The following is a 17418-nucleotide window of genomic DNA, read 5'->3' as shown; positions in this document are numbered from 1 at the left end:
ATCAGGGCACAAACGTCGGCTTGAACTTTGCCATCGCCTCTTTCATGAGCTCGATGGTGTCATCCTCAAGCGACTTGCGCTCCTGCATCTGTTGAAACACCTGCGGATACTCGCGATCCAAGAAGGCGAGCCATTCGCGCTCGAACTTCTGCACGGCCTCGACGGGAATGTCGTCCAGATAGCCATTCACACCCGTCCAGAGCGACGCGACCTGGCGGTCGAACGTCAGCGGATGATACTGCGGTTGCTTCAGCAACTCCGTCATCCGCTCGCCCCGGCGCAGCGTGTCCTGCGTGGCCTTGTCCAGATCGCTGCCGAATTGGGTGAAAGCCTGCAGCTCGCGGTACTGGGCGAGATCGAGCTTCAGCGTACCGGCGACCTTCTTCATGGCCTTCGTCTGGGCAGCGGAGCCGACGCGGGACACCGACGATCCGACGTTAATGGCCGGCCGCACACCGGCGAAGAACAGATCCGACTCCAAGAAGATTTGGCCGTCCGTGATGGAGATGACGTTGGTCGGGATGTACGCGGAAATGTCACCCGCCTGCGTCTCGATGAATGGCAGGGCCGTGAGCGATCCGCCGCCATGCTCGTCGTTGAGCTTCGCGGCGCGCTCCAGAAGGCGGGAGTGCAGATAGAACACGTCACCCGGGTACGCCTCTCGGCCAGGCGGCCGGCGCAGCAAGAGCGACATCTCGCGGTACGCCGCGGCCTGCTTCGAAAGGTCGTCGTACACCACGAGCGCGTGCTGTCCATTGTACAGGTAGTACTCCGCCATCGCGCACCCTGCGTACGGAGCGAGGAAGAGGAGCGGAGCTGGCTCCGAAGCGCTCGCCACGACGACCGTGGTGTACTCCATGGCGCCATAGCGGCGAAGCGTCTCGACGACTTGCGCGACCGTCGACTGCTTCTGACCGATGGCGACGTAGATGCACTTCACGTCCTTGCCCTTTTGGTTGATGATGGTGTCCAGCGCAATGGCCGTCTTACCGGTCTGGCGGTCGCCGATGATGAGCTCGCGCTGGCCGCGACCGATGGGCACCATCGAGTCGATGGCCTTGATGCCGGTCTCGAGCGGCTCGTGCACAGAGCGGCGCACAATCACGCCCGGTGCCGGCGACTCGACAGGGCGATACTCCGTGGCCTCAATGGGGCCCTTGTTGTCAATGGGCTGACCCAGCGCGTTCACGACGCGCCCCAAAAGCTGCGGACCCACCGGCACCGTCACCAAGCGCCCGGTGCGGCGCACCTGCTCGCCTTCGCGGATGCCCTGCACAGAGCCGAGCACCACGACGCCGACGTTGTCCTCCTCCAGGTTCAGCGCCATGCCATACACGCCGCTCTCGAACTCCACCAATTCGCCCGCCATCACGTTGTCCAAGCCGTAGAGGCGCGCAATACCGTCACCGACCGACAGCACCGTGCCCGTGTCGCGCACCTCAGCCTTGACCTCGAACTGCTCGATCTGTTGCTTGATGAGCGCGCTGATTTCATCCGGACGAATGCTCAACGTATTCCCTCCTTACGCACTGCGCGGGCTAGAAGGCGGTCGCGGAACTGGCGCAGGGCGTTCGCCGTCGTCGCGTCCAGCACGCGATGGCCCACATGGATTCGGACGCCCGCGATGAGCGCGGGATTTTCGATGACCTTCGGAACCACCGTCTTGCCGCACGCCTCCGTGAGCTGGCGGACCAACTCGCCCAGATCCGCCTCCGTCAAGGGCTGCGCCGTCTCGATCTCGACCCGCACGCGGCCGTTCAAGGCGTCCGCGAGGTCCTGGTAACGATCGGACACGAGCGCGAGGTACGACCCGCGCCCCCGCTCCAGGAGCACCGCGAGAAAACGCGCGAGGTCAGGTCGAAGGGGCTCCCCGAGCACGCCTTCCAACGCCTTCATCTTCTCATCGGGCGTGACCACCGGGCTCGCAAGGAATTGCGACAACTCCTTCGACGCCCCGAGGAACGCGCGGATCTTGCTGAGCTGTGCGCCGATGTCCTCCACCACGCCGTGCTCCTGCGCGTACGAGATGAGCGCGCGCGCGTATCGATTCGCCACCGCGCCGTTCAACATACGAGCTCACCCAGCTTGCTCTCGGCCTCTTGCACGAGTTCCTTGTGCAGCTCGGCCGTGACGTGATCGCGCAGCAGCTTGGCGGTCAATTCGACAGACAGCTCGGCCACGCGCTTCGTGACGGCGGCCAGCGCCTCGTCCCGCTCGCGGACGATGGCCTGACGGCTCTCCTCGAGGATGCGAGCGGCCTCCTCTTCGGCCTTCTGCACAATCTCGCGCGCCTGCTCATCCGCCCGAATGCGAGCTTGATCCAGCAGATTCCGCGCTTCCTTGCGCGCCTCTTCCAACAGGCGCTGCTGTTCGGCCAACAGCCGCTCTGCTTCTTCGCGGCTCTTTTCTGCCTCGCTGATCTGCGTCTCGATGTGAATTCTCCGCTGTTCCAACATGCGCGCCAGCGGCTTGAACGCAAACCGCTGGATGATGAAGAACACGATGAGGAACGAGATCACGGAGAAGATGAACGTTCCAACCTGAAAGATGCCGCCCACCTGGAACACTCCCTCCTCCTTGGATTGGCATCCGGCTCACAAGAGCGCCCGGCGCGTGGGGCCGGGCGCCAGGCATCAGAACGCGCCCTTCGTGAAGAGGATGATGATACCGAATGCCAGCGCGATGACCGGGAACGCCTCGACCAACGCGACACCAAGGAGCGCGCTACCGAAGATGGAACCGCGCGCTTCAGGCTGGCGAGCCACACCCTCGACGTATTTGCTCATGACCATGCCGTCGCCGACGCCGGAACCGACGGCTGCCAGGCCGAGCAGGAGCGCCACCGCAATGTCGTAAATCGCTTTGACCATGTCGAGTTGCATCAGTCTATTCCTCCTTTGGGTGGATGGGCGTAAACTTCATTCGCGCAAGCCCTTGCGGGCTCCGGCGGTCAGTGCTGGTTATCCGCCTCAAACGACTTCATGCCGATGTACAGGCACATGAGAATGCTGAAGACATAGGCTTGAATTGTCGCCACAAAGCCGCTGTACAACAGCCAGGCGATGATAAACGGAAGCTGCCACGGGATGAAGTGGAACGCAAACGGCGCGCGCAGCAGAAGTCCCAGCAGGATCTCGCCGGCGAAGATGTTGCCGAAAAGTCGCATGCCGTGCGTCAGCGGGTTCGTGATCTCCTCCAATAGCCCGAATGGGGGATGGCGGAGTAGGTGGCGGAACCACTTGACGGGATGCCTGAGTCCCCGCGCGTGGCTGATGAGCCACACCAGAACGGCGAGCCCGAGCGCCATGCTCATGTTGGACGTCGGAGAGTCAAACAGCTCCACGTCCCCCTTGGCTGATTGGAGGTCGGACGGGCTCAAGCCCCAGATGTGAGCATGCGGATCGACGTGCACCGTGATGGTCATGATGAGCCCGAGCCAGTTGGCGACGAACAGAAAGAGCAACATGATGAACGCGAGCGGGCGCACGAATCGACGCGATTCCTCGCTCGGCATCACGTCCTTCGCCATGCTCTCCGAGAAGTCGAAGGCCCACTCGACGAGGTTCTGCAGCCCGCGAGGGTGACGCATGTCCATCCGCGCCACGGCCAAGCGCAGCAGTACGAAGACGATGAGCCCAGTGAGGAATATGGTGGCGATCACGACGACGTTCGTCTGCCAAATGGTCCCCGGGAATAGCGTCGGGAAGACCGGCACGTTTTCACCTTCTTTCCGTCATCCTTGTTGATTAGGCGGGTTCTTGGCATACTGATACATCCCAATGATGATGAACACAAAACTTAGGGCGTACCCGATCAGGGCTGCATAGGGATTGAACACCGCCCGGAACTTCAGCGCAATCACCATGATGACCACGATGAGCGCGAGACGCGCAAACATGCCCACCATGCCCGAGGCGAAGAGCATCTGCCCCTGGACGTTGTCGTTCAGATGCCCCTGGCGGATCATGCTGAAGATCACGAACAGGCCACCCATCTCGCCCAACAGCAGGCCGCTGAAAACGGGACGCGCTTCCCTGAAGACAGCGACGCCAACCGCCGTCAACAGCATCAGTCCGAGCCACGACCATTGAATGGCTCGCAGTCGCTTCATGAGGGAATTCGCACTCATCGTCGGTCTCCTACAACCTGTCTGACGAGGAACGTAAGGCCCGACACCCCGGCAATCACGCCGAGCACCACGCCCGCCACCGTCGGCCAGAGCCGATGGACATGCGCACTGACGACATGCCCCACAAATCCCAGGCCCACAATGCACCCAGCGAGCTGCAGCGTGGCTCCCGAGTACACGGCGAACAGCGTCCAGTCACTCGGCTGTTTGCGCGCAGAACGCTCCTCCTTCCAGTTTTCATCTGCGAACGCACACACCACCTAGAACAGATTGAAGAGAGGGACAAACTTGTGTGATGCAAGAGACTGAGCGGAGCTTTCGCAACATTCCACCACATACCTATAGAGTTTCCGCTTGCAAGCCAGGATAACCATAGCAAGGAAGGCGTTTCCAGAAATGGGCGCGCTAGCTCGCCCTTCTCGTAGGGCGAAACGCCTGTTTTATGGTGAAATGCCAGAACCCTCGCCTATAGTACACTAGCTCAAAATTCGATGTCAACGCAGAAACCCTGCGGAATACCAAGGATTTTGCCCGGCTGTCCCGGTTTGTTCACAAAATCCTCGACCTTGGGGCTGCCATCGGGCAGCGAACCATCTGTTCCACAATTGGAATTGAAAGCGAAAGCACATACTGGAAATTCTCATCGCCGGTGAAACGGCCCCTCGGATTCCAGATAGCGAAACGGCTGAGGCCGTTCGGCGAGGCCGAAGTGGTACAGAATGGCTTGGACGATGCGCTCTGACGCGCGACCATCCCCATACGGATTTTTCCGCAGGGCCATGTCCCGGTAGGCTGCCTCGTCCGTCAACAGCCGCTTGGCCTCGGTGAAAATCGTCTCCTCATCCGTCCCCACAAGTTTCAACGTCCCCGCCTCGATGCCCTCCGGTCTCTCCGTCGTATCCCGCAGGACCAGCACCGGCACACCGAGCGAAGGCGCCTCTTCCTGAATGCCGCCAGAGTCCGTCAGGATGAGCGTCGAGCGCGCCATGAAGTTGTGGTTGTCGATCACGCCGAGCGGATCGAGCAGATGAATCCGCGGATGACCGCCCAGGATGGAGAAGACCGTGTCGCGGACGCGCGGATTCAGATGGACGGGATAGACCAGGTGGAGGTCTTCTGCGAGATCCACCACCCTCCGCGCCGCCCGGCAGATGCTCTCGAGCTTCTCTCCCCAGTTCTCCCGCCGATGGCTCGTCATGTAGATGAGGCGAGCACCCTTGGGCATCTCATCCAAAACCGGATGCGTGTACGCTTCGCGGACGGTCGTGCGCATGGCGTCGATCGCCGTGTTGCCCGTCACAAAGATGGCTTCCTCCGGCCGACCTTCCTGCCTGAGATGCGCCGCGGCGACGTCCGTCGGGGCAAAGAACAGATCACACAGCACGTCCGTCAATTGGCGATTCATCTCTTCCGGGAACGGGCTGTATTTCTGGTACGTTCGAAGCCCGGCCTCGACGTGGCCAATGGCAATCTGTTGATAAAACGCCGCGAGGCTCGCGGCGAAGGTGGTGGTCGTATCGCCGTGCACGAGCACGAGGTCCGGTTTGCGCCGCTCGAGGACGCCTTCCAACCCCGCGAGCGCCTTCACCGTGATGGTGGCCAGCGTCTGTTTGGGCTCCATGATGTCGAGATCGTCGTCCACGCGGATGGAGAACACCTCGAGCACCTGGTCCAGCATCTCGCGGTGCTGCGCGGTGACGCACACCAGCGATTCGATTTGCGGATGCGCCTCGAGCGCCTGCACGAGCGGCGCCATTTTGATGGCCTCAGGCCGCGTTCCGAACACGGTGAGCACACGGACGGGCGTGGATTTCAACGATAGGACCCCCTCATTGTCTCTCGCCGGCTCGTCCGAAGCATGGACTTACTTCGTCCCGAAAAGGCGATCCCCCGCGTCGCCGAGGCCGGGGACGATGTAGCCGTGATCGTTCAGATGGTCATCGACAGCGGCGAGGTAGATGTCGACGTCCGGATGGTGCTCCTGCACGGCGCGGATGCCTTCGGGCACGCCGACGAGGCACATGAGTTTTGGCCGCTGCGCCCCGCGCTCCTTGACCGCCCGGAGCGCCGCCACCGCGGACCCCCCCGTGGCGAGCATCGGGTCGACCACGTACACGTCCCGCTCCTCGAGATGAGCCGGGAGTTTGCAATAGTATTCGACGGGCATGAGCGTCTCGGGATCGCGATACAGCCCGATATGACCGACCTTCGCACCGGGAATCAAGTTCAAAATCCCTTCGACCATGCCGAGCCCTGCGCGCAAAACCGGCACGATGGCGAGCGTCTTGCCCGCGATGACCTTCGCCGAGGCGACGCCGACCGGCGTCTCCACCGTGACCTCCTTGAGCGGCAGATCGCGAGTGATCTCGTAGACCATGAGCATCGCGACTTCTTGGACGAGCGCCCGAAACTCCTTCGTCCCCGTGTTTTTGTCGCGAATCAGGGTCAACTTGTGCTGAATGAGCGGATGGTCAAGCACATGGACGTGTCCCAAGAAAAACGCTCCTTTGCCAAAATGGGGCCGCCCTCGCGGGCGGCTTGTCACCATGTCGAAATGACCTTTCGAGCTCGAGTCTCATTCCACGTAAGACAATGCCGGATAGAGCGGGAACCGGTCCGTCAAGCTGTCGACGCGAGCGCGCGCCTCGCGCTTCACCTCGTCGCTGAAGTCGCTCTGCAGCACGAGCTTGAAGATTTCGGCGATCTCCTGCATCGCGCCCTCGTCCATGCCGCGCGACGTCGCGGCGGGCGTGCCGACGCGGATGCCGCTCGTCACCATCGGGCTTTCCGGATCGAAGGGGATGGCGTTCTTGTTGACCGTGATGCCGATCTCGTCGAGCCTCCGCTCAGCCTCTTTGCCTGTAAGGCCCACGCTGCGGACGTCGATGAGCATCAGGTGGTTGTCCGTGCCTCCCGACACGAGGCGGAAGCCATACCCTTTCAGCGCTTCGGCGAGCGCCTTCGCATTCTTTACAATCTGTTCCTGATAGGCCTTGAATTCGGGTTTCAGCGCTTCGCCGAAGGCGACAGCCTTCGCTGCAATCACGTGCATGAGGGGCCCGCCCTGGACGCCGGGGAAGTTCGTCTTATCGATAAGCTTGGCCACGTCCTTCTGACATAGGATGAACCCGCCTCGCGGCCCCCGGAGGGTCTTGTGAGTTGTGGACGTCACAAAGTGCGCGTGCGGCACAGGAGATGGGTGAAGCCCCGCCGCGATGAGTCCTGCGATGTGCGCCATGTCCACCATGAGATACGCGCCGACCTCGTCCGCGATCTCTCGCATGCGCTTGAAGTCGATCACCCGTGGGTACGCGCTCGCACCGGCGACAATCATCTTCGGCCGGTGTTCTTTCGCGACCTTGCGCACCTCGTCATAATCGATGAGGTGCGTCTCGGGGTCCACGCCGTACGAGACGAACTTGTACAGCTGCCCAGAAAAGTTCACGGGGCTGCCGTGCGTCAAATGACCGCCATGCGCCAGGTTCATGCCGAGCACCGTGTCGCCCGGCTTGAGGACGCTGAAGTAGACCGTCATGTTGGCCTGGGAACCGCTGTGCGGCTGAACGTTCGCGTACTCGGCGCCGAACAGCTCCTTGACGCGATCGATGGCGATGCGTTCGACCACGTCGACAAACTCGCACCCGCCGTAGTATCGGCGACCTGGATAACCTTCGGCGTATTTGTTGGTCAGGACGGATCCAAGGGCCTCGAGGACGGCCTCGCTGACAAAGTTTTCTGAAGCGATGAGCTCGATGTTCCGCTGCTGACGACGGAGCTCGGCCTGCATCGCAGACGCGACATCCGGGTCAACCTGCTGCAGAAGGGTGGTCAATCCTTGGCAACTCCTTTCATCCAGCGCCACATGCGAGAGGACGCCGCGATTCACATTCATCTTACGGTTCGAACCGAGGGCGCACAAGCCCTGAACCGAGCGCGGACGCGGACGGGGCACGCCGCTCGCTTGCCTCACGCGTCTGGCTGAGGCGGCACGTCTGCGGCCATCCGGCGGCGCGCCTCATCCGGATGGTACACCGCCCGAGCGCCTCCGATGAGCGGCGGGCGGGATCGCGCCATGACGACGTGGGCCTGGCCAATGTCGCGCATGGGGCCGCGGACCGGCACCGCGACGGGCCGCAGGTGCATGCCGATGAGCGTGTCGCCGATGTCGATGCCCGCGTCCGCGGCCACAGTGCTCACCAGGCAGGCATTCGCCATGGCCAGGTACGCCGCGGCCGCCACTGCCCCGCCCGCGCCAGGGACTGGGATGGCTGTCACTTCCTGAAGGCCGCGCGATCTCGCCACGGCCTTCTCCACGACAAGCGCCCGGTTCAGGTGCTCGCAACACTGGAACGCCACGTCGCAGCCCGCTTCGCGCGCAAACGCGAGCACGACCTCCGCGATGGCCTGTCCGATGGCGACCGACGTGGCGCTGCCGATGCGCGCGCCGGCCACCTCGCTCGTCGACGCGCCGACCACGAGGAGCTTGCCAGGACCAAGGTCCGCCTCGCGCGCGAGATGCGCCAAAAGCACCGGCAGGTCTCGCCGCACGGCGGCTATCGACTCCGCCTCAATCGCTTTGCTCAACGGCGCCATCTCCGCTTTCCCCCTTCGCCTCCGCGCCGCCTGCCGCGTCGCGCATCAGCCGAGCGAACGCGCGATGGACGAGATCGGCAAGATGTTCGGCGCACGCCTCGTAGACCTCCTCGCCGCCGCCAAACGGATCGACCACGTCCTGCGCCTCATCTTCCGGCACCTCGTGCGCGAAGGCGTGCAACGTGTGGACCTTCTCGGCGAGCTCGGGAAAGACGTCCACCAGCGCCTGCCGATGCGATCGCGACATGGTGAGGACGAGATCGGCCTCGCGCAGCATGTCTCGGGTTAGCCGCTTGGCGGCGTGTCCCTCGGCGGGGACCTGTCGGCGGGCGAGGGCCTGCGCTGCGTGCTCGGTCATCGGAGCCCCCTCCATGGCCATGAGGCCCGCCGAGTCGACCTTCCAATCGAGCGCGCGCTCCTCGACGAGCCGACGCAAGAACGCCGCAGCCATGGGACTGCGGCACGTGTTTCCGGTACAGACGAAGAGAATGTACATGGTTTCCTCCATGCTTTTGCCTTTGATTTGTTTTCTGCGTTTGCCTTCAGTATAGAAGGTTCGGGTGGCGCTCGCAAATCGAACCTCGCCACTTGTCACACGAGCCACAGCAGCCCGCAGAGGATGAGAATCACGCTCCCCGCCATTTCGCCAAGGCGCCCGATGGCGCGCCCAAACTTTCGTCCAATGACTAACCCCACGCCGCACATCAGGGTGCTTGCCACGCCGAACGCCAGGGCGGAAGTCACCCCGTAGGCCACCGTCTTCAGCCCGAGGCCGAAGCCCACGGAAAGGGCGTCCACGGAGACGCTCGCCGCGAAGGTCATGCGTCCAAACCAGTTCTCGAGCGGCCGGGGAGGGGGTTCTTGAGAAGGCTTCCAGGTGTGATACGCCATGTGCAGTCCAAGGCTCAAGATCACCAGTGCGGCGAACCAGCGCGCGACGTGGCCCAGGTAGTGGCCGACGAGATCGCCGAAGAAGAGCCCGACAAGCGTGAGCATGACGTGCCAGACGCCGATGGTCAGCGCGAGTTCGAGGCCCTCCTTGCGCGTGATGGCACCGAGCCCCACGCCGATGCTCAGGGACAGCGCATCCATCCCGAGCGCGACCGCCATCATGGCGATCTCGATCACCGCCTGCAGATTGGACAACGAGGCCCCCTCCTTTGCACCTCTCCATCTATATGCGCGGCCTGTCCGCGCCATGATGGAGCGGATAGGAAGGGCCTCAAAGTGGAAACCTACTCCACACACAGCGAACAAGGTGGGGTCCCATTGGCGCGAGGAACTTGGATTCTGGGTGGTGTGATGTTGGGGCTCGCGGTGGCAGCCGGGTTCCCGCCCCCCGCACATGCGAATCCATCGCTCTGGCGGATCGAGGAAACCATCGAGGACAAAGGCACGGGGCAGCTGACCCTCGTGGTCCAGCCAGATCCCAAAGCGGTGGGCGACAGCGCAATGGTCTTAACGCCCACCGCGGTCGAGAATTACCTGAGAGCGCACCCGGGTCTCGGGGACCTCCGGCGCGCCGTGTGCAGGTCGGAAGACGGGCGGGACCTGCTCGCAACCGAGCTCAGCCGCAGCCGCCGTGTTGAACCCGCCGTCGACGGCGAGCGCGCCGAGATGGCCGTCGGGCCCTCGCTCGCCGAGCCCCCGCCCGGCGTGACGCTCGATCCGTCCGCGCCGTTGAAGCGCGCGGAGCCGGAACCGGTCAAGGTGGCCGCCGTCCTGCAGGCCGCGGAGGAGCTCATCGGCACCCCGCTCGCCTGGGGCGCCGACCCCGCGGAGGGCTTTTGCGATCCCGCCACGTTCGTCGCGGCCGTCTACCGCCGGGCCCTCGGGTATCGCCTGCCGCCCACGCTCGACGGCCTCTGGGAGGGGACCGGCGTGAGTGTCCCCGTGTGGGACGTGCGGCCGGGCGATCTCGTCCTCCTCGATCGCGGCGAACTCGTGGGCATCTACCTAGGCGCGGACGAGATCGCCGCGTGCGATCCATCGGCCGGTGAGGTGGTGCGCTTGAACGTCGGGCCGGGGAGTGGCCTCACGGCCCGCATCGCGGATGTCCGCCGGCTCTTTTAACCTCCGGCTCAGCGGTCCACTGCGGCTCGGCCCGCCGCTCGGAGCTCCCCCTTCGGGCGCGTCTGATACAGCCCCCACGCGATGGTGATGACCACCAGCGCGACAGGGATCACCATCTCGTTGTAGCCGACGTGCGCGATGACCAGGCTCGCGAGTCCTGCGCCAACGCCGTAGACCACGACCGCCAACACCCACATCCACACGAGCCACGGCTTGGTGGATTCGAACGGCTCCGGGCTGTTTCGGCGGGAAGGCGCAAGCCCCATCAGCTTCCACACCAACGTCTCCATCAGGCCGGTGGTCGTGCTGGTGATGACCGTCGTGGTGATGCCGTTGACGCCCACACGCCGCGCCATGGAGCCCTGGGCACCCATACCGAACGCGAGCGTGAACAAAAGCGCGCCGGTGTGGCGGGCCACGCCGGCCGGTCCCAGCAGATCCGCGGCAATCCAGAACGCGACAAGTGCGGCGAGCTCGAGCCACAGCGCGTGTGTCACCGTCCGGCTCCACCCGGACCGCTTCCGCTCGCTCGCCGCCACCCAGCCGGACGCTGCAGCGCCGCAGGCAAAACCGGCGAGGGCGACCAGGTAGTGAACGGCATTCCGAAAGTCGCCTGCGGCGACCGCGATCCCACCGAGCACGGTGTTGCCTGTCATCGCCGCCGTGAACACTTGGCCGAGCCGCATGAAACTCATCGCGTCCACGCAGCCCGAAACGGCCGTCAGCACCAACAAAAACACGCGAGCCGAGGCGGCGGACATCTCTCGTCGCTCCAACCCGTATCTCCTCCCCCAGGGTTTCCTCGAACTGGATGTTTGCTTCTGGGTATCTTCCTTCATCATACCACGGCTCGGGCCATACAAATCTCTCGCAAAATTCGACCTGGTGCGCGATAATGTTGTCGACGCTTTGTGGACAAATGGAGCGGATAAGCCGTGAACAAGAGCCGATGGCCCAAGCGACGAGTGGCCAAGTGGATCGCGGGAGGCGCAGGATGCGCCGTTCTCGCGGGCTATGCGTGGTTCATGATTTTCGGGCTGAACCCGCACTGGCAGGCGTATGCCCTGGCGGCGGCCCACCAGGCGCCGAGATCGAACGCGACAAAGGGCACGACGCAAGCGTCCACGGGATCCGGCGAAGGCATCACGGGTTCATCCGGAACCCACGAGATGGTGCCGACCAACGAACCCGGGTGGTCGCCAAATGAACAGGTGGCGACGGTGCAAAATCCGCTGACCATGCCGCCGCGGACGACGACCGTGAGCACGTCGACGGGAACGAGCGCGGACAGCGCGCCCCATTCAGGCACGCCGCCCTCCACCTCGACTCCTTCCTCCTCAGGCAGCGGAGCGCCGCCGGCAAACGCGACGGGCGCGGGCGGAGAAAGCGCATACGGAAACGCCGTCGGTTCAAACGGCGCCCTCCCGGGCGAAGCGGGCGGCACGAGCGGGATACCCAATGGGACAGGCCTGGATTCGTCCACGGGATCCGGCGAGACGGGCGCAGGGCAGACTGGCAACTCGATGGGTGGCAACGGGACCTCGCCCGGCGCGCTGAGCGGGAGCACCGAACCCGCGACGGGTGGGCAATCCTCGGCGGCGACGGGCAATGCCATCAGCGCAGCGCCCGCGCCGCAGACGACGTCGACGGGGACGAGCCCAGCGAGCACCGAATCGCCCCGCGCCAACTCGCAAGGTGTCACAAACGTGGCGTCGGGACTTCCCTCCTCGGCGAGCGGCGGCTGAACGGCCAATCGCGCCACCGCCCCCTAAACTCGGGCGCTTGGCGCTCGCCTCGTCCCCAACCGTTCGCAACGACGGTGTGTCGCACCCAGAGCCGCAGCGCAGGTCCCATGAGAGAGCAAAGCGGGGCAGCCCCTGGTGCACAAGGGGCTGCCCCGTCCGCCTGATGTATGAGAAACGCTGGCCGAAAGCGAGATGACCTACCTTACGCCGACGTGCGCTGCCGATTTCGAGCAGCCGCCTCGGCGAGGATCGCCTCGGCCTCGCGCGAGTCCTCATGAACCATCCGGTCCACCACGCGGTTGCCGATGAGGAGCGCCGAACCTACGACCAAAATCAGTGCGATGGTGATGATGAACAAAGCCAACTCCATTTTGCTCATCTCCCGCTTTTCATCGTTCTTCCCTGCCGACACCGCCATTATATCCGGCGTTCTCGGCAGCATCCGCCGATGAAAGCGTCTTCAGGAGACTTGTCGCACTTTGTTCGAATTGGCGCCGAAGTTTCGCCATACATCCGGGCAATTTTGGAACGCGATTTAGCCGACCCACCGCACGCGGCCCGCCGACGCCTTGTACAATCGATTCATCACCGCCGCGCCCACGCCGTGTGTCGGGTCCACGCCGTGGACGAGCACGTCCGTCGCGCCGGCGCGATCAAAGGCGCGCAACAGGCGGTACAAGTGGCGCGCGAGTTCCTCTGCGTACGCATCCGCGGGCAGCGCGGCCTGGCGCTCATCCGCCAGCGCCCACCCGAAGCGCCGCACGAAGTCGTCCGGCGCGATGAGCGCCGGCACCATCACCTCGTCCACCTCGTCGTCCTGCACGGCGTCGAGCAGGAAGGCGCGCATCGCCTCATCGATGGCCTCCGGCGCCCCCCACCACACGTGCACTCTCGCGTTCGGCGCATAGTGCCGGTATTTCATGCCGGGCGCGAGCGGCGCGGACGACGCGTCGAAGGCGTCGGCCGCATACAGCACCGGCCGGTCGATCACGCTCGCAATCATCTCCTGCGTCACGCCGCCAGGCCGCAGAATGCGGGCGCAGTCCGGCTCGAGCAGGAGCACCGTCGACTCCACGCCTATCGGGCACGGCCCGCCGTCGATGAGCCAGTCCACCTGCCCGCCGAGATCGGCCTCCACGTCGTCCGCGGTCGTCGGACTCGGTCTGCCGGACCGATTGGCGCTCGGCGCGGCCACCGGCACGCCCGCCTCCGCGATGAGCGCCCGCGCCACCGGATGATCCGGCATCCGCACGCCGACGAGCGGCTGGCCAGGGTGAACGGACGGCGCGAGCCGCGCTCCAGCTGGCAACAGCAGCGTGAGCGGACCCGGCCAGAACGCGCGCATGAGCCGCACCGCGTCCTCATGCAGGGGTTGGCTCTCGTCGATCACGTCCCGAAGCTGGTCATCCTGCGCGATGTGCACGATGAGCGGGTTGTCGCGCGGCCGCTCCTTGGCCTCGAAGATGCGCCTCACCGCCTCCTCCACAAGCGCGTTGGCGCCGAGGCCGTACACCGTTTCGGTGGGAAACGCCACGAGCCCGCCGCGTCGCAGGGACTGAGCGGGCTCCCTCAACATTTCGCGCAGTTGCGCCTCCTGGCGTATCCCTTCCACCGTCAATCGCTGCATTCGATTCCTCTCCTCGTACTCGTCAATGAAAGCGCGCCGCAATCGCGCGAATCCATTCTTCGGCGTGATCGAGGGTCCAAAGCCGAACCTGTACCTTCTCGGTGTGTCCGTCGCCCGTCGGGATGGACAGGGTCTCGAGCGGCGGCAAGTCGGGAAAGCCACCTGTGTTCGGCACGGCATCGCCCTCCGTGATGTCGATGAAGCAAAGCGGCGGATAGAGGACGCACCACCAGTTCGCGCCCTGCCCTCGTCCGAGCACAATGCGCAGGGCCTCGTACTCGCCCGCAGGATACACGAGGTTGCCGTACTCCTTCGTCGGAAACGGCACCCGCGCCACCTCCACCCGGACGGGCTCGTCCATGTGCCACGCCGCCTCCACCGCGAGCGCGGTCGCGCGAATCTGCGGCACGTGGGCCTCCACAATGGCTCGCGCCTGCGCCGCGGAGTGCGCACCCTCCAACCACCCGCCCACCTGATCGATCACGGCGTTGCGCACCGCGAGTTTCAGCGCCTGATCGCGCGGGCTGTCGCTGTTCGCAATGATTCGAAGCCGCAGCGCATCCTCCGGAATGGCCGGCGCGTGCGGCGCGGCCACGCTCGCCAGCACGTCGCCATCGCCCACCCCGGGCACATTCGCGTGTGCCATGGCCATTCGGCCCACCACCACGCCGACCAGGATGGCGGTGACAAACCCCGCAAACCGCTTCGCAAACCCCATCGTCCATCCCTCCTGCCGTTCTGGCAGTCAGTATGGACGGAAGAGGTGAATCTTAAACGGCTAGCGGCGCGCGTCACTAGATTCAGAGATTCTCCGGCTCCCCAGGAGCCCCGGGTTCCCGCGTCACGGCAATGACGCGATCGATCCCCCGCAGGTCCTTCACCTTCCGCACGCGAAATCCTCGTTCTCTCCACGGGGCAAACAGGCGGGCCACGTCGTCCGCTTGGTTGTGACCCACCTCGAGGAAGACCCCCGCGCGGCCCCGGGCCAACACGTACGGCGGCAGCGCGGCCATCCGCCTGTAGAACGCGAGGCCGTCCTCGCCGCCATCGAGCGCGAGCCTCGGCTCGTAGTCGCGCACGGACGGCTCCAGTTGATCGATCTCGCCCGTCGGAACGTACGGCGGATTGCTGACGATGGCGTGCCACGGGCGCCCGCGTTCCGCCCGTTCGATGAGCCACTCGATGCCGTCCGCCGCTGCCCAATCCACGACCGCGCCGAACCGTTCGGCGTTGCGGCGAGCCACCGCCAGCGCGTCCATCGACAAGTCCACCGCCGTGACCGACACGCCCGGACACGCGAGTGCGATGGAGACCGCGATGCACCCGGACCCCGTCCCGACGTCGATCACACGCGTCCCGCTGGGCATCCGCTTCAGGAAGCGAATGGCTTCCTCCACCAGGACCTCGGTGTCGGGACGCGGGATGAGACAGTCCGGACCGACTTCAAACGTCCGGCCGTAAAAATCCTGTTTCCCGAGGACGTACGCGAGCGGCTCCCCCTGGACCCGCAGAGCCGCCAGGCGCGCGGCGCGTTCGGCGATCTCGTCCGGCACCTCGTCGCCAAGCGACTGAAGCAGTTTCACGCGGTCCCAGCCGAGCGCGTGCGCCACAATCTGCTCCGCCTCGCGCTCTGCGAGCCGCTTGCGCTCATCGAGCGGCAACGCTCGGTACGCCGGTGACTGGGGAAGTTGTTCCGCGATTGCCTTCAACAATCTTGCGACAAAATACTTGGCCTCGCTCATGCTTCCCTGACCCTCAGCATCTCCGCCTGGCTCTCGACGATGAGCGCCTGAATGATCTCGTCCAGCTCACCGTCCAAGACGGCGTCAAGTTTGTGTAGCGTTAAGCCAATGCGATGATCCGTCACTCGGCTTTGCGGAAAGTTGTACGTTCGAATGCGCTCGCTGCGGTCGCCCGTGCCCACCTGAAGGCGACGCTTGGCCGCGAGCTCCTCCTGCTGTTCGCGCTGAGCTTTCTCGTACAGGCGCGCGCGCAGCACGCGCATCGCTTTTTCTTTATTCTTCAGCTGGGACTTCTCGTCCTGGCAGGACACCACAATTCCCGTCGGAAGATGCGTGATGCGTACGGCGGACTGTGTGGTATTCACGCTCTGCCCACCGGGGCCCGTCGAGCAGAAGGTGTCGATGCGGAGATCCTTTTCGTGGATTTCCACCTCGACCTCCTCCACCTCTGGCAGGACCGCCACGGTCGCCGTTGACGTGTGGATCCGGCCGCCCGACTCCGTGACTGGGACGCGCTGCACGCGGTGCGTGCCGCTCTCGAACTTGAGCTTCGCGTACGCGCCCTTGCCGTGCACGGCCATGACGACTTCGCGGAATCCACCCATGTCCGTGTAGCTTGCGTCGATGATCTCCGTCTTCCAGCCGTGTTTCTCGGCGTAGCGCTGATACATCCGCAAAAGCTCCGCGGCAAAGAGGGCAGCCTCCTCGCCGCCCGCCGCGGCGCGAATTTCGACAAACACGTCCTTGTCGTCATTGGGATCTTTGGGGAGGAGGAGAATCTTGAGCCGATGCTCCAGGCCCTCCCGCCGACGCTGCAGTTCCGCCAGTTCAGCCTTGACGAATTCCCGCATTTCGTCGTCGATCTTCTCCTGCAGCATGGCCTTGGCCTCGTCGATGTTCTGGGAAACCCTCTTCCACTCGCGGTACGCGTCCACCGTCTCCGCCAGCTCCGCCTGCTCTTTGGCATACAACCGGAGCTTTTCCGGATCAGAGGCGACATCCGGCCTGCAGAGCAGCTGACTCAAGTGCTCGTACCGCTCTTCCATGCTCGCCAACCGATCGAACATCGACGCACCCCCTTCCCAAGCCCGCTGTTCCCCGCTCGCGGGTGCAGCCAGGCGAAACGCCTATGAACAGAAAAAGCCAAAGCAGGCCCACCCGCCCTCCCTCGCGGCCGGTGAGCCAACCATGGCTTGAATCTCCTTTGCGCTCAGCGCTCGCCCTGAGCCTGAAGCCCATACTTGCGGTTGAACCGATCGACGCGGCCGCCCGTATCGACCAGCTTCTGTTTGCCGGTGAAGAACGGATGGCACTTCGAGCAGATTTCGACGCGGATGGACTCCTTCGTCGATCCGGTTTCGAACGTCTCTCCGCAAGCGCACGTCACCGTCACTGTATGGTAGGGCGGATGAATGTCCGGCTTCATGATTTTCACCCCTATCTGCTTAAACACACTGCCGATGATTATAACAAAAGCCTTCCCACTTGTCACGCGCCATTCACGGCTGC

Annotated in this window: 22 protein-coding genes; 1 reads left to right on the top strand and 21 read right to left on the bottom strand. The window is 64.3% G+C overall.

The features are described from left to right. Position 1: 1 nt before the first annotated feature. The 13 genes from atpA to AS26_RS07895 all read right to left on the bottom strand — a co-directional run bounded on the left by atpA (position 2) and on the right by AS26_RS07895 (position 9868). Entirely contained in the window at positions 2–1510 is a 1509-nt protein-coding gene (gene atpA / locus AS26_RS07955; RefSeq protein ID WP_008339891.1) for a F0F1 ATP synthase subunit alpha, read from the bottom strand. Further along, on the bottom strand, positions 1507–2070 hold the full coding sequence (gene atpH, locus AS26_RS07950) for an ATP synthase F1 subunit delta (protein WP_062308151.1): 564 nt from the start codon (positions 2068–2070) through the stop codon (positions 1507–1509). Before atpH ends, atpA begins: the two co-directional genes overlap by 4 nt. Further along, positions 2064–2567 carry a F0F1 ATP synthase subunit B gene (atpF, locus tag AS26_RS07945; RefSeq protein WP_062308147.1) on the bottom strand — a complete coding sequence of 168 codons (504 nt, stop codon included), beginning with the start codon at positions 2565–2567 and terminating at the stop codon, positions 2064–2066. The genes atpH and atpF overlap by 7 nt, the downstream gene beginning before the upstream one ends. 66 nt (positions 2568–2633) lie before the next feature. After that, positions 2634–2882, bottom strand: coding sequence for an ATP synthase F0 subunit C (gene atpE / locus AS26_RS07940; protein WP_008339894.1), 249 nt, complete (start codon positions 2880–2882; stop codon positions 2634–2636). 68 nt (positions 2883–2950) lie between these two features. Continuing rightward, positions 2951–3715 carry a F0F1 ATP synthase subunit A gene (gene atpB / locus AS26_RS07935; RefSeq protein ID WP_062308145.1) on the bottom strand — a complete coding sequence of 255 codons (765 nt, stop codon included), beginning with the start codon at positions 3713–3715 and terminating at the stop codon, positions 2951–2953. A gap of 18 nt (positions 3716–3733) precedes the next feature. Further along, on the bottom strand, positions 3734–4129 hold the full coding sequence (locus tag AS26_RS07930; RefSeq protein WP_062308141.1) for a hypothetical protein: 396 nt from the start codon (positions 4127–4129) through the stop codon (positions 3734–3736). Further along, on the bottom strand, positions 4126–4308 hold the full coding sequence (locus AS26_RS07925) for a hypothetical protein (protein ID WP_245629672.1): 183 nt from the start codon (positions 4306–4308) through the stop codon (positions 4126–4128). Before AS26_RS07925 ends, AS26_RS07930 begins: the two co-directional genes overlap by 4 nt. 461 nt (positions 4309–4769) lie before the next feature. After that, positions 4770–5885: a non-hydrolyzing UDP-N-acetylglucosamine 2-epimerase gene (gene wecB / locus AS26_RS07920; RefSeq protein ID WP_062308196.1), complete on the bottom strand. Its 1116-nt coding sequence runs from the start codon at positions 5883–5885 to the stop codon at positions 4770–4772. Positions 5886–5993: 108 nt separating this feature from the next. Next, positions 5994–6623 carry a uracil phosphoribosyltransferase gene (gene upp, locus AS26_RS07915; protein WP_062308136.1) on the bottom strand — a complete coding sequence of 210 codons (630 nt, stop codon included), beginning with the start codon at positions 6621–6623 and terminating at the stop codon, positions 5994–5996. An 81-nt stretch (positions 6624–6704) separates the two neighbouring features. Next, entirely contained in the window at positions 6705–7961 is a 1257-nt protein-coding gene (gene glyA / locus AS26_RS07910; RefSeq protein WP_062308133.1) for a serine hydroxymethyltransferase, read from the bottom strand. 134 nt (positions 7962–8095) lie between these two features. Then, on the bottom strand, positions 8096–8722 hold the full coding sequence (locus AS26_RS07905; RefSeq protein WP_062308130.1) for a TIGR01440 family protein: 627 nt from the start codon (positions 8720–8722) through the stop codon (positions 8096–8098). Then, entirely contained in the window at positions 8697–9230 is a 534-nt protein-coding gene (locus AS26_RS07900) for a low molecular weight protein arginine phosphatase (protein ID WP_245629671.1), read from the bottom strand. The genes AS26_RS07905 and AS26_RS07900 overlap by 26 nt, the downstream gene beginning before the upstream one ends. 83 nt (positions 9231–9313) lie before the next feature. Next, complete coding sequence (locus AS26_RS07895) at positions 9314–9868, bottom strand: manganese efflux pump MntP (RefSeq protein ID WP_062308128.1); 555 nt, start codon at positions 9866–9868, stop codon at positions 9314–9316. A gap of 123 nt (positions 9869–9991) precedes the next feature. Here AS26_RS07895 and AS26_RS07890 point away from each other — a divergent pair, with 123 nt between their 5' ends. Continuing rightward, positions 9992–10795 (top strand): C40 family peptidase, encoded by an 804-nt coding sequence (locus AS26_RS07890; RefSeq protein ID WP_245629670.1) that lies wholly within the window; start codon positions 9992–9994, stop codon positions 10793–10795. An 8-nt stretch (positions 10796–10803) separates the two neighbouring features. Here AS26_RS07890 and AS26_RS07885 read toward each other — a convergent pair whose 3' ends face one another. The 8 genes from AS26_RS07885 to rpmE all read right to left on the bottom strand — a co-directional run bounded on the left by AS26_RS07885 (position 10804) and on the right by rpmE (position 17335). After that, entirely contained in the window at positions 10804–11571 is a 768-nt protein-coding gene (locus AS26_RS07885) for a YoaK family protein (RefSeq protein ID WP_062308125.1), read from the bottom strand. A 236-nt stretch (positions 11572–11807) separates the two neighbouring features. Then, on the bottom strand, positions 11808–12557 hold the full coding sequence (locus tag AS26_RS14210) for a hypothetical protein (protein ID WP_157068463.1): 750 nt from the start codon (positions 12555–12557) through the stop codon (positions 11808–11810). 185 nt (positions 12558–12742) lie between these two features. After that, positions 12743–12910, bottom strand: a complete 168-nt coding sequence (locus AS26_RS07875) for a hypothetical protein (protein WP_245629669.1) — start codon at positions 12908–12910, stop codon at positions 12743–12745. A 165-nt stretch (positions 12911–13075) separates the two neighbouring features. Next, positions 13076–14167: an L-threonylcarbamoyladenylate synthase gene (locus AS26_RS07870; RefSeq protein WP_062308118.1), complete on the bottom strand. Its 1092-nt coding sequence runs from the start codon at positions 14165–14167 to the stop codon at positions 13076–13078. A 22-nt stretch (positions 14168–14189) separates the two neighbouring features. Further along, entirely contained in the window at positions 14190–14885 is a 696-nt protein-coding gene (spoIIR, locus tag AS26_RS07865; RefSeq protein WP_062308115.1) for a stage II sporulation protein R, read from the bottom strand. 82 nt (positions 14886–14967) lie between these two features. Further along, positions 14968–15909 (bottom strand): peptide chain release factor N(5)-glutamine methyltransferase, encoded by a 942-nt coding sequence (gene prmC / locus AS26_RS07860; protein WP_062308112.1) that lies wholly within the window; start codon positions 15907–15909, stop codon positions 14968–14970. Continuing rightward, positions 15906–16976 (bottom strand): peptide chain release factor 1, encoded by a 1071-nt coding sequence (gene prfA / locus AS26_RS07855; protein ID WP_062308110.1) that lies wholly within the window; start codon positions 16974–16976, stop codon positions 15906–15908. The genes prmC and prfA overlap by 4 nt, the downstream gene beginning before the upstream one ends. Positions 16977–17119: 143 nt before the next feature. Then, positions 17120–17335 carry a 50S ribosomal protein L31 gene (gene rpmE / locus AS26_RS07850; RefSeq protein WP_062308108.1) on the bottom strand — a complete coding sequence of 72 codons (216 nt, stop codon included), beginning with the start codon at positions 17333–17335 and terminating at the stop codon, positions 17120–17122. Positions 17336–17418: the final 83 nt, after the last annotated feature.

This window comes from Alicyclobacillus sendaiensis NBRC 100866, assembly GCF_001552675.1.
Lineage (GTDB): Bacteria > Bacillota > Bacilli > Alicyclobacillales > Alicyclobacillaceae > Alicyclobacillus > Alicyclobacillus sendaiensis.
Note: the sequence above shows the minus strand (reverse complement) of the source record. Positions and strands in the feature narration are given on the sequence as shown.

Coding starts and splice junctions, on each gene's coding strand:
- atpH (WP_062308151.1), bottom strand. CDS start 2,070: ATGTTGAACGGCGCGGTGGCGAATCGATACGCGCGCGCGCTCATCTCG.
- atpE (WP_008339894.1), bottom strand. CDS start 2,882: ATGCAACTCGACATGGTCAAAGCGATTTACGACATTGCGGTGGCGCTC.
- AS26_RS07930 (WP_062308141.1), bottom strand. CDS start 4,129: ATGAGTGCGAATTCCCTCATGAAGCGACTGCGAGCCATTCAATGGTCG.
- wecB (WP_062308196.1), bottom strand. CDS start 5,885: ATGGCGCCGCTCGTGCAGGCGCTCGAGGCGCATCCGCAAATCGAATCG.
- AS26_RS07905 (WP_062308130.1), bottom strand. CDS start 8,722: ATGGCGCCGTTGAGCAAAGCGATTGAGGCGGAGTCGATAGCCGCCGTG.
- AS26_RS07900 (WP_245629671.1), bottom strand. CDS start 9,230: ATGGAGGAAACCATGTACATTCTCTTCGTCTGTACCGGAAACACGTGC.
- AS26_RS07875 (WP_245629669.1), bottom strand. CDS start 12,910: ATGGAGTTGGCTTTGTTCATCATCACCATCGCACTGATTTTGGTCGTA.
- AS26_RS07870 (WP_062308118.1), bottom strand. CDS start 14,167: ATGCAGCGATTGACGGTGGAAGGGATACGCCAGGAGGCGCAACTGCGC.
- spoIIR (WP_062308115.1), bottom strand. CDS start 14,885: ATGGGGTTTGCGAAGCGGTTTGCGGGGTTTGTCACCGCCATCCTGGTC.
- prmC (WP_062308112.1), bottom strand. CDS start 15,909: ATGAGCGAGGCCAAGTATTTTGTCGCAAGATTGTTGAAGGCAATCGCG.
- prfA (WP_062308110.1), bottom strand. CDS start 16,976: ATGTTCGATCGGTTGGCGAGCATGGAAGAGCGGTACGAGCACTTGAGT.
- rpmE (WP_062308108.1), bottom strand. CDS start 17,335: ATGAAGCCGGACATTCATCCGCCCTACCATACAGTGACGGTGACGTGC.